The 10594-nt window shown below is 74.4% G+C and carries 8 protein-coding genes and 1 pseudogene; 4 read left to right on the top strand and 5 right to left on the bottom strand.

Annotated elements, in window-relative coordinates:
* Positions 1–540: pseudogene (locus J7E97_RS03680) on the bottom strand (hypothetical protein); the annotation flags it as partial.
* A gap of 349 nt (positions 541–889) precedes the next feature.
* Here J7E97_RS03680 and J7E97_RS03675 point away from each other — a divergent pair.
* Positions 890–3208, top strand: coding sequence for an immune inhibitor A domain-containing protein (locus tag J7E97_RS03675; protein WP_308346304.1), 2319 nt, complete (start codon positions 890–892; stop codon positions 3206–3208).
* Here J7E97_RS03675 and tsaD read toward each other — a convergent pair.
* The 4 genes from tsaD to J7E97_RS03655 all read right to left on the bottom strand — a co-directional run bounded on the left by tsaD (position 3192) and on the right by J7E97_RS03655 (position 7421).
* The gene (gene tsaD / locus J7E97_RS03670) at positions 3192–4268 is read right to left on the bottom strand and encodes a tRNA (adenosine(37)-N6)-threonylcarbamoyltransferase complex transferase subunit TsaD (protein ID WP_215022159.1); all 1077 of its coding nucleotides are present in this window, start codon (positions 4266–4268) and stop codon (positions 3192–3194) included. The genes J7E97_RS03675 and tsaD overlap by 17 nt on opposite strands.
* 123 nt (positions 4269–4391) lie before the next feature.
* Positions 4392–4769, bottom strand: a complete 378-nt coding sequence (locus J7E97_RS03665; protein WP_215022157.1) for a VOC family protein — start codon at positions 4767–4769, stop codon at positions 4392–4394.
* 37 nt (positions 4770–4806) lie between these two features.
* The gene (locus J7E97_RS03660) at positions 4807–6288 is read right to left on the bottom strand and encodes an NAD(P)/FAD-dependent oxidoreductase (RefSeq protein WP_215022155.1); all 1482 of its coding nucleotides are present in this window, start codon (positions 6286–6288) and stop codon (positions 4807–4809) included.
* Between the two features lie 170 nt (positions 6289–6458).
* On the bottom strand, positions 6459–7421 hold the full coding sequence (locus J7E97_RS03655) for an oxidoreductase (RefSeq protein WP_215022153.1): 963 nt from the start codon (positions 7419–7421) through the stop codon (positions 6459–6461).
* A gap of 198 nt (positions 7422–7619) precedes the next feature.
* On the opposite strand from J7E97_RS03655, the gene cbiE reads away from it, so the two are divergent.
* From cbiE to J7E97_RS03640, 3 genes are read left to right on the top strand one after another with little or no spacing between them, the layout of a single operon-like run.
* Positions 7620–8897, top strand: coding sequence for a precorrin-6y C5,15-methyltransferase (decarboxylating) subunit CbiE (gene cbiE / locus J7E97_RS03650; protein ID WP_215022151.1), 1278 nt, complete (start codon positions 7620–7622; stop codon positions 8895–8897).
* Entirely contained in the window at positions 8894–9643 is a 750-nt protein-coding gene (cobM, locus tag J7E97_RS03645) for a precorrin-4 C(11)-methyltransferase (protein ID WP_215022149.1), read from the top strand. The genes cbiE and cobM overlap by 4 nt, the downstream gene beginning before the upstream one ends.
* On the top strand, positions 9633–10562 hold the full coding sequence (locus J7E97_RS03640; RefSeq protein ID WP_215022147.1) for a cobalt-precorrin-6A reductase: 930 nt from the start codon (positions 9633–9635) through the stop codon (positions 10560–10562). The genes cobM and J7E97_RS03640 overlap by 11 nt, the downstream gene beginning before the upstream one ends.
* Positions 10563–10594 lie beyond the last annotated feature (32 nt).

Below are 10594 nucleotides of genomic sequence, written 5' to 3'. Positions count from 1 at the left end.
GCGCAGCAGCGCGGCCTGCTCACCGCCGCCGGGGCCGTCGGGCGCGTCCGGTCCACCGGGCCCATCGAGCGCGTCCGGTCCACCGGGCACGTCGGGCACGTCCGGCCCACCCCGCCCGCCCCAGCCGCCGGGACGGGCGAGGGCCTCGGGTGATCCCGACAAGCCGGCCAGCAGTTCCAGTACCCGGACCCCGGCGGGCCGCACCCCGGGCATGGCGAAGGGGTCGCCGCCGTCCGCGTCGGCCGCGCCGGTGTCCCAGCCGGCTTCGGCGAGGACCCGCAGCTCGCACAGTGGGTCGGCGAGCAGCAGCCCCCACTCGGCGGTCTCGCGCTCTCCCGGTCCGGGGGCTCCGTCGGGCGCCTTCAGACCGGGGACGGACCGGCCGTGGGCGCTCAGGGTGGCGCCGAACCGCTCGCCCCAGAAGCAGGAGTCGACGGCCGCGTCGGGGAACCGGGCGGCCAGCCGGTCCCGGACCAGCGCGAAGAGCGTGTCGTGCCGCTCCCGTCGCACCCCCGTGCCGTGCACAAACAGAAATCGCATCGCGGTTCCGCCCCCTCGCACAGTCGTCCCCCGCCCGGCACGATAGCGCCGCGCGCTGAACGGGGCCCTCGGAACGACGAGTTACGACCGTGCGCAACCGGAAACCGGCCGGACCGGATCCTCCTCCGGATCCCTTCCCGGATCGGCCTCCCGGACCCGCCCGGGCGGATGCACCCCTCCGGTTCCGCTCCGGATCGCGTCCGCCTCGACTCGGAACAGCCGGAACAGCCCGAAAGCCGGAGAGCCGGATCCGCACCACATCTATAAATCACCTGTCACATGTGAAATATTACTCCCGCTTCGACCGCAACTCCCAGAGAGGTCCCCCACCTTGCGCAGACTCGCTGCCGTGGGAGCGGCGATATCCCTCGCCCTCCTCGCCGCCCCGGCGCTCACCGCCCCCGCCTTCGCCTCCTCGGCTCCGCCCCCTCCCCCGGCCGGGCAGACGCGAGCCGAACAGGCCGCCGCCCCACCGCCCGCTCCCCTGGAACTCCAGCGGCAGGCCCTGCGACGCCAGGCCCTCGAAGACGTCGCGGCCGGCTGGCCCGGCGGTCTGCGGGCCGAGGCGGACGGGACGCTCCCCCGTCAGGCCAAGGTCGGCAAGCGCTACGTCGAACTGGCCCAGGAGCGCAAGGACAAGGTCTTCGTGATCCTCGCCGAATTCGGCGACCAGGTGGACAACACCACCGAGTTCGAGGGCAAGCCGCGCTTCGGCGGCACTCCGGGCCCGCTCCACAACACCATCGGCAAGCCGGCCGAGGACGACAACCACACGCTGTGGCGCAAGGACTTCGACCGGGCCTCCTACCAGAAGCAGTTCTTCTCCACCGACCCGCGGTCCGCGTCCATGCGGGCCTACTACCGGCTCCAGTCCTCCGGTCGCTACGACATGGACGGCACGGTGACCGGCTGGGTCAAACTCCCCTGGAACGAAGCCCGTTACGGCACGGACAACTGCTCCGAGCCCGGCCAGTGCCGGACCAACTGGGACATGATCCGGGACGCCACGACCGCCTGGTACGACTCCGAGCGCGCGCAGGGCCGTACGCCCGAGCAGATCAAGGCGCAGCTCGCCGAGTACGACGTGTGGGACCGCTACGACGCCGACCACGACGGCGACTTCGACGAGCCGGACGGCTACCTCGACCACCTCGTCGTGGTGCACGCGGGCAAGGACCAGACCTGGGGCGGTGGCACCCAGGGCAAGGACGCCGTGTGGGCGCACCGCTGGTTCGCGTACTGGAACCAGGCCGGGAGCGCGGGACCCCCGGGCAACAAGGCGGGCGGCACCCCGCTCGGCGACACCGGCATCTGGGCCGGTGACTACCTCACGGGCGGCGAGAACAGCGGCGCCGGCCTCTTCTCGCACGAGTTCGGGCACGATCTGGGCCTGCCGGACCTGTACAGCTCGGACGGGGACAACAGCGTCAACTTCTGGTCGCTGATGTCCGCGGCCTCCTATCTGGGCAAGGGCCGCAACACCACCGGCGAGGTCCCGGGCGACCTCGACCCGTGGAGCAAGCTGCAGCTGGGATGGCTCCAGTACACGGAGGCGGACGCGGGCCGCACCACGCGGGCCACGCTCGGGGTGTCGGGGTACAACACCGAGGATCCCCAGGCCCTGTTGGTGCACCTGCCGCCCTCGGTGACCACGACCGAGCTGGCCGACCCCTACGAGGGCGGCAGCCAGTGGTGGAGCGGCACCGGCGACTTCATGGACAACACGCTGTCCCGCACGGTCGACCTCTCCGCGGCCGGCGGGGGCCGGGGAGCCCGGCTCGACGCGCGGGTCTGGTACGACATCGAGCAGGACTTCGACTACCTGACGGTGGAGGCCTCCACCGACGGCGGGACCGCGTGGACGGCCCTGCCCGGGACGGTGGACGACGCGCCGACCGGCCCCAAGGGAATCTCCGGCACCTCGGCGGGCTGGGCCCGCCTGTCGGTACCGCTGGAGCAATTCGCCGGAAGCAGCGTGCAGTTGCGCCTGCGCGTGACTTCCGACAGCAACACCCACGGCAAGGGCGTAGCCTTCGACGACATTCGCATCACCGCGGGCGACGGCCGGGAGCTGCTGCGCGACGGTGCGGAGCAGAGCGGCACGAGCGGCTGGACGGCGGTCAAGTGGTCGCACACGCAGGGCCGTACGGGCAGCGAGCAGCACCCGCGCGCGTACTTCGTGGAGAACCGGCGCTACACCGGCTACGGCAGCCTGTTGAAGACCGGCCCGTACAACTTCGGCTTCACGGGCGACAAGGTGGAGTTCTTCCCGTACCAGCAGGGCGTGCTGATCTGGCTCTGGGACACGGCGTACAGCGACAACACCACCAAGGCCCACCCGGGCGGCGGCCTGCTGCTGCCCGTGGACTCCCGCCCGGCGCCGCTGACTTACACCGACGGGACCCTGTTGAACGCACGGGCGCAGACCTTCGACGCCACCTTCTCGCTCGGCAAGAGCGACCGGGTCGTCCTGCACAAGGCCGGCACGCCGGTGGTGATCCCGGCGCGGCCGGGGGTAGCGGTCTTCGACGACCGCCACGGCTCCTACTGGGACGCGCGGCTGCCGCAGCTCGGGGTCAAGGTGCCGGACACCGGGACCCGGATCGCGGTCGCGAAGGAGGCCTCGGGCGGGGCGGTGACCACGGTGCAGGTCAGCCCGTCGCGGTGAACTCCCCCAGGTGAGCACGTGGGTTGAGGGAGGCGTACTCCAGTGGTGCGGACGGGTCGATGGTCAGCTCGTACGGGGCCGGCTCCACGCCCGCCCGCACCAGGAGGTCCCCGACGGCGGCGATCATCGCCCCGTTGTCGGTGCACAGCGTCATCGCGGGCACCCGCAGCTCGATGCCGGCGCGGGCGCAGCGGCGCTCCGCGAGCTCCCGCACCCGGGAGTTCGCGGCCACCCCGCCGACCACCACGAGCGTCTTGACCCCGTACTCCTTGCAGGCCGCGACGGCCTTGCGGGTCAGTACGTCGGCCACCGCCTCCTGGAGCGAGGCCGCGCCGTCCGCGACCGGCGGCTCCTCGCCGCGCAGCCGGTGGCTCTCGGCCCAGCGGGCGGCGGCCGTCTTGAGCCCCGAGAAGGAGAAGGAGTAGGCGTACGGGTCCTGCGCGCGCGGCCCGCCGGTCAGCGGGCGGGGGAAGGAGACGGCCCCGGGGTTGCCGCCGCGGGCGGCGCGGTCGATGGCGGGGCCGCCCGGGTAGGGCAGGCCGAGGACGCGGGCGACCTTGTCGAAGCATTCGCCGGCGGCGTCGTCGAGGGTGTCGCCGAGGTGCAGGATCGGCTCGCGCACGAGGTCCCGTACGAGGAGCAGCGAGGTGTGGCCGCCGGAGACGATGAGCACCATGCAGGGTTCGGGCAGCGGCCCGTGTTCCAGGGTGTCGGCGGCGACGTGGCCGGCCAGGTGGTGGACGCCGTAGAGCGGCAGGCCGAGCGCGTAGGCGAGGGTCTTGGCGCCGGCCAGGCCGACCTGGAGGGCGCCGGAGAGGCCGGGGCCGGTGGTGACGGCGATCGCGTCGAGCTGGTCGGCTCGAAGTCCCGCCCGGTCGAGGGCCTGGCGGACGACGGGATTGAAGGAGTGGAGGTGGGCGCGGGCCGCGATCTCGGGGACCACCCCGCCGAAGCGGGCGTGCTCGTCCATGCTGGTGGCGACGACGTGCGCGAGCAGCCGGCCGCCCTGCACGATCCCCGCGCCGGTCTCGTCGCAGGAAGACTCGATGCCGAGCACCACCGCAGACCCCGCCGACCCCGCAGACCCAGACCCCACAGGCCTCATGACGCCGCCACCACTTTCACCCTTATTGCGAGCTTGTCGCAATAAGGGTACCGGCCTCCGCGCCCGGTCGCGGTCCCGTCAGTCGCAGATCAGGCAGAAGGGGTGTCCGGCCGGATCGGCGTAGACCCTCCAGCCCTCGGCGGCCCGGCTCTCGTCCAGCAGGGTCGCGCCGGCGGCCAGCACCTCCCCGTGGGCCCGGTCCAGGTCCGCGACGACGAAGTCGAGGTGGAGCTGCTGGGGGTGCTCCGGGTCCGGCCACCGGGGCGGACGGTGGCCCTCCGCGCGCTGGAAGGCGAGCACCGAGCCGGCCGGGGTGTGCAGGGTCGCCCAGCGAGCACCGGTCGACCAGCGCCGGTCCGGCCGGTTGACCTCGCCGCCCAGCACGGACCGGTAGAACGCGGCGAGCGAGGTCGGGTCGGCGCAGTCCAGCACCACGCACTGCATCTCAGCGATCATGCGCCGATCCTAAGCAGCCGCCCCCGCCCCGGTCAGCTCAATACTCCCGAGACTCCGGCAGATCGGCCCGAGCGGGCCGCTCCGGTTCCGCCGCCGGCACCGCGGCAATGGTCCGGCCCGGCGGGCCGTGGTGGGCCGGGTAGGCGGCGGCGTCCGGTGCGGTCGGCAGCCGCCATTTGGACAGGACGCGGATCATGGTGGCGGGGCCGAGCAGGGTGGCCGGCGGGGCGGTCAGCGACAGCACGCCGAAGAACCGGCCGGAGATGACCGGGTCGGAGTTGGCGCCCGCCATCACCCTCGCCATGTAGCCCTGCAGGATCCGGGCGCCCAGGCCCGCCGGCGGCCCTTCCGTGACCGGGTACCGCAGGTCCTCGCTGGTGGCGATCTGCCAGGGCACGGCGGCCGCGGCGGCGGTACGGCGCTGGATGCGGCGGGCGGCTGCGGCGATCTCCTCCGGGTTCAGCGTCCGCACCTCCTTGGCCAGGGCCTCCGCGGCGAGCGCGGCGACCGTCATCCCGTGCCCGTACACGGGGTTGAACCGGCAGGCCGCGTCGCCGAGCACCACGAAGCCGTCCGGCCAGCGCTCCAGGCGCTCGTAGTGGCGCCATTCGTTCGCCGTGTTCCGGAAGGCGGTGGGCGAGGACAGCGGGGTCGCGTCGCGGAGGGCGTCGTACAGGGCGGGGCTGCGCAGACTGCGGGCGAAGGCGAGGAACTCCTCGTCCTTCACGGGCGGTACGTGTTCGCCGTTGCCCAGGAGCGTCACCAGCCAGCGGTCGCCCTGCCGCACCAGCACGCCGCCGCGCGGGAGGTCGGGCCGGCTCTGGATGTACATGCCCTGCCAGCGCCGGCCCGGATCGTCGGGGATCGCGAAGTAGCGGCTGGAGTAGCCGAGATGGGAGTCGTAGCGGGTGACCGCCGGGGCCGGGTGGCCGAGGGCCTCCAGCCAGGCGGTGGCCTTGGAGGTGCGCCCCGTCGCGTCCACCACCAGGCGGGCGGCCAGCGGCTCGCCGTCACGCAGGCGCACACCGGCCACCGACCGGCCGTCGGGCCCGGCCACGAGGCCGGTGGCCGCGCTGCCCGTCCGGATCCGGATGCGTCCGTTGCGCAGCACTTCCCGGCGCACCGTCCACTCGAGCAACTCACGGCTACCGATGAGCACTTTGGCCCCGGACAGCGGGTGGAACCAGTCGGCCGGGCTCAGCCAGAGGAAGTCCCGCGGCGAGTCCAGCAGGCTCGCCCCGGCCTCCACCAGCCGGCCGGTGACGCCCGGCAGCATCAGCTCGATCAGCTCCACGCCCCGCGACCACAGGATGTGCGCGTGCCGGGACTGCGGAACGCCCGGCCGGAACTCAGGTCCCGCGTCGGGGAGTTCGTCCCGCTCGATCAGCGTGACGCGGGAGAACCGCCGCGCGAGCACCCGCGCGGCCAGCAGCCCGGCCATTCCCGCCCCGAGGACCACGGCGTGGTCCCCGGGTTCCGAGTCGGTGTGTGGGTGGTTGTCCGTAGCGTCGTCGTCCATTCCGCCGAGTCTGCTGCGGACGCGACGCCCCGGTCAGGGGCCGGACGGGGCGCCCTGAGGCTCACCGGGGGCGGACGGACTCACACGGGGCGCCCATACGGCCGTTCGACCACGGAGGTAATGGCCAACGGCGCCGGCGACGACCGGGGCGCGCGTATCCCCGTAGCCATTCAGCGCGGCAGTGAGGTGTACGAGACTCCCGTGAGCTTTTCCGAGGCCGTCCAGAGCCGTTCGCCGGAGGTGTCGTCCAGGGTCCATTTCGCCCGCCAGGAACGGACGGGTGCGCCGCGCCAGCCGAGCCGTGGGCCGATGAAGTCGTCCGGGCGGACCCCGGGCGCGGTGGCCGCGTACAGGGTGGGTAGCGCGCCGGAGGCGGCGGGCTGGGCGATGACGCCGTTGCCGATGGCGTTGCCGAGGGTGTTGGCGGCGACGGCGATCCGTGAGGTGAGGGTGGTGCCCGCCTGCGGGGTGGCTCCGACGTGCAGGTTGGTGGCGGCGTAGCCGGGGTGGGAGGCGGCCGCGAGGATCTCGGATCCGGCGGCGGCGAGCCGTCGGGCGAGCTCGTGGGTGAAGAGCAGGTTCGCGGTCTTGGAGCGCCCGTAGGCGATCCAGCGCCGGTAGCCGAGCTCGCCGTTCAGGTCCGCGTGGTCCACGTCCCCGAGGGCGTGGAAGGCACTGGAGAGGTTGACGATCCGGGCGCCGGGCGCGGCGGCGAGGAGCCGGGGCAGGAGCAGCCCGGTGAGGGCGAAGTGGCCGAGGTGGTTGACCCCGAACTGGGTCTCGAACCCGTCGGCGGTCCGCCCGTAGGGCAGGGCCATCACGCCGGCGTTGTTGACGAGGAGGTCGAGGGTGTCACCGCCCCGCCGCCTCCCGTAGGCGGCCGCGAACTCCCTCACGGTGGCCAGGTCGGCAAGGTCCAGCGGCAGGAACTCCACGTCCGCGCCCGGCACTTCGGTACGCAGGCGCACCTCGGCGGCGCGGCCCCGGGCGGCGCTGCGGCAGGCCAGGACGACCGAGGCCCCGTGCCGTGCGAGCTCGCGGGCGGCGACGTAGCCGATCCCGCTGTTGGCCCCGGTGACCACGGCCGTGCGGCCGCTCTGGTCGGGCATGTGCGCGGCCTTCCAGCCCGGCATGGCAGCTCCTCGGATCGCGGTGGTCGCATCGCACGCGATGACGCCGACCCACCCGGTTACCTTCGGTAACTGGGGCCGGTCACCGCCACCCTACTCCCGGGCCCCCGGCCACCGGCAGGGCACCCTGGCCCCGGGGCGCGGGCCCGCGCCCAGTAGGCTGCGGGTCCACCCACTTCCCGTCCCCCGAGGTTCCGCGCAGTGAGCTCCACACCGCCACCGCCCCCCGTACCCGTGTCGGTCGTCGGCCTCGGCGCAGACGGCTGGGGCGGGCTCGCCGCCCCCGCGCGGGCCGCGCTGGCCGGGGCCGAGGTGCTCATCGGCGGCCCCCGGCAGCTGGACCTCCTGCCCGCCGAGGAGTGCGCGGGCGACCGGGTGGCCTGGCCGAGCCCGCTGCGGCCGGCCGTGCCGAAGCTGATGGCCGAGCACGCGGGCCGCCGGATCGCGGTGCTGGCGAGCGGCGACCCGATGTTCTACGGGATCGGCCGTGCGCTGTCCGAGGAGCTCGGCCCGGGCGCGCTGCGCGTCCTGCCTCACCCCTCGTCCGTGTCCTACGCCTGCGCGCGCCTCGGCTGGCCGGTGGAGGACACCGAGGTGGTCACCGTCGTCGGCCGTCCCGTGGCCCGGCTCGCGGCCGCGCTGTACGAGGGCCGGCGGGTCCTGGTGCTGAGCGCCGGAGCAGTGACCGCAAACGAGATCGCCGCTCTGCTTCGAGAGCGGGGCTTCGGCCCCAGCCGGATGCGCGTCCTCGAACAGCTCGGCTCCGAGCACGAGAACACGTACGAGGGCCTCGCCCGGAGCTGGGAGCATCCGCCCGGGGACCCCCTCAACGTGGTCGCCGTCGACTGCCGCCGCGACCCCGCCGCCGAAGGCCCGCGCCTCGGCGCGACCCCCGGCCTGCCCGACACCGCGTACGAGCACGACGGCCAGCTCACCAAGCGCCACGTCCGCGCCGCCACCCTCTGCGCGCTCGCCCCCGCCCCCGGCGAACTGCTGTGGGACATCGGCGGCGGCTCCGGCTCCATCGGCATCGAGTGGATGCGCACGCACCCCTCCTGCCGCGCCGTGACCGTGGAGCGCGTCGTCGAGCGGGCCGCGCGGATCGCCGGCAACGCGGCCGCGCTCGGCGTTCCCGGCCTGCGCGTGGTCACCGGCGCCGCACCCGCCGCGCTGGCCGGACTGCCCGCCCCCGACGCGGTGTTCATCGGCGGCGGCCTGACCGCCCCGGGCCTGCTCGACGCGGCCTGGGAGGCCCTGGTCCCCGGCGGCCGGCTCGTGGTCAACACCGTCACTCTGGAATCGGAGGCGGTCCTGACCGACCGCTACCGGCGCCACGGCGGCGAACTGGTGAAGCTGGCCGTCGCGCACGCCGTGCCGGTCGGCGGTTTCACCGGCTGGCGGCAGGCGATGCCCGTCACCCAGTGGTCCGTTACCAAGCCCCATCCCGCAGAGCCCGAAATGGTGGATCAGACGATATGACCGTGTACTTCATCGGTGCGGGCCCCGGCGCCGCCGACCTGATCACGGTGCGCGGCGCCCGCACCCTGGCCGCGGCCCCCGTCTGCCTGTACGCGGGCAGCCTGGTCCCGCGCGAGCTGCTCGCCGAATGCCCGCCGGACGCCCGCCTGATCGACACCGCGCAGCTGAACCTGGACGAGATCGTCGCCGAGTGCGTGCGCGCGCACGCGGCCGGGCAGGACGTGGCGCGGCTCCACTCCGGCGACCCCTCCATCTTCAGCGCCGTCGCCGAGCAGATGCGGCGGCTCGACGCGGCCGGCATCCCCTACGAGGTCGTCCCCGGCGTCCCGGCCTTCGCCGCGGCGGCCGCCGCCCTGAAGCGGGAGCTGACCGTCCCCACCGTCGGCCAGACCGTGATCCTGACCCGGATCGCCCAGCAGGCCACCCCGATGCCGCCCGGCGAGGACCTCGCCACCCTCGGCCGCAGCGGGGCGCTGCTGGTCCTGCACCTGGCCACGCGCTACGTCGACCGGGTCGTCGACGAGCTGCTGCCGCACTACGGGGCCGAGTGCCCGGTGGCGGTGGTCGCGATGGCCAGCCGCCCCGACGAGCTGATCCTGCGCGGCACGCTGGCCGACATCGCGGGCCAGGTGAAGGAAGCCGGACTCGTCCGTACGGCCGTCATCCTGGTGGGCCGCACGCTGAGCGCCGAGCAGTTCCGCGACAGCCACCTGTACTCCGCCGAGCGCGACCGGCATGCCTGCTGATCCTCCGGGTCCCGGATCCGCCGTCCCGGCCTCGGGCATCTCTTGGGGCGCCGGTCCGGGCGCCGATCGGGGCGGTCCGGGGACTGCTCCGAGTGCCGGTCCGGACGCCGCTCCGGGCCCCGGCCCAGGCACCGGCCCCGCCCCCGGCCGGCCGCACGTACTGATCCTCGGCGGGACCACCGAGGCGCGGCGCCTCGCGGAGGCGCTGGCCGCCGAGGACGCGGCCCCGTACCGGGTGACCACCTCGCTGGCCGGACGGGTCGCCTCCCCGGTGCTGCCGCCCGGCGAGACCCGGATCGGCGGCTTCGGCGGCCCCGCCGGGCTCGCGGCCTGGATCGCCGTCCACCGGGTCACGCACCTGATCGACGCCACGCACCCCTTCGCGGAGCGGATGAGCTTCAACGCGGCAGAGGCGGCGGCGCTTTCGGGCGTTCCGCTCCTGGCGCTGCGCCGTCCCGGCTGGATCCCCGGCCCCGGCGACGACTGGCATGCCGCGGCCTCCCTCGCCGAGGCGGCCGATCTGCTGCCGGGCCTCGGCTCCCGCGCCTTCCTGACCACCGGCCGGATGGGCCTGCACAGCTTCGCGCACCTCACCGAGCCCTGGTTCCTGGTGCGTTCGGTGGACCCTCCGGACGCCCCGGCGCCCCCGCGACTCGAAGTGCTGCTCGCGCGCGGCCCGTTCACCCTCGACGACGAGCGGGAGCTCCTCGCGCGGCACCGCATCGACCTGCTGGTCACCAAGGACAGCGGCGGCTCCGCCACCGCCCCCAAACTCACCGCCGCCCGCGAGGCCGGCATCCCGGTCCTCGTCGTCCGCCGCCCCCCGGTCCCCGAGGGCGTCCGGCAGACCGGCTCCCTCGCCGAGGTCCGCGACTGGCTCTCCGGCCGGATCCAGCCCGCCGGGCCGCCGACCGGCTGACGGTGACACCGGCCGGCCGGCCGGGACTCCGC

The organism is Streptomyces sp. ISL-66, from assembly GCF_018614135.1.
In the GTDB taxonomy this organism is placed as follows: domain Bacteria; phylum Actinomycetota; class Actinomycetes; order Streptomycetales; family Streptomycetaceae; genus Streptomyces.
The sequence above is the reverse complement of the archived record's forward strand: the minus strand, read 5'-3'. Positions and strand labels throughout refer to the sequence as shown.

Excerpts from the sequence above, each read along its gene's own strand:
- J7E97_RS03660 (WP_215022155.1), bottom strand. The coding sequence starts at position 6,288 with ATGGACGACGACGCTACGGACAACCACCCACACACCGACTCGGAACCC.
- J7E97_RS03655 (WP_215022153.1), bottom strand. The coding sequence starts at position 7,421 with ATGCCGGGCTGGAAGGCCGCGCACATGCCCGACCAGAGCGGCCGCACG.
- J7E97_RS03665 (WP_215022157.1), bottom strand. The coding sequence starts at position 4,769 with ATGATCGCTGAGATGCAGTGCGTGGTGCTGGACTGCGCCGACCCGACC.
- J7E97_RS03640 (WP_215022147.1), top strand. The coding sequence starts at position 9,633 with ATGCCTGCTGATCCTCCGGGTCCCGGATCCGCCGTCCCGGCCTCGGGC.
- cobM (WP_215022149.1), top strand. The coding sequence starts at position 8,894 with ATGACCGTGTACTTCATCGGTGCGGGCCCCGGCGCCGCCGACCTGATC.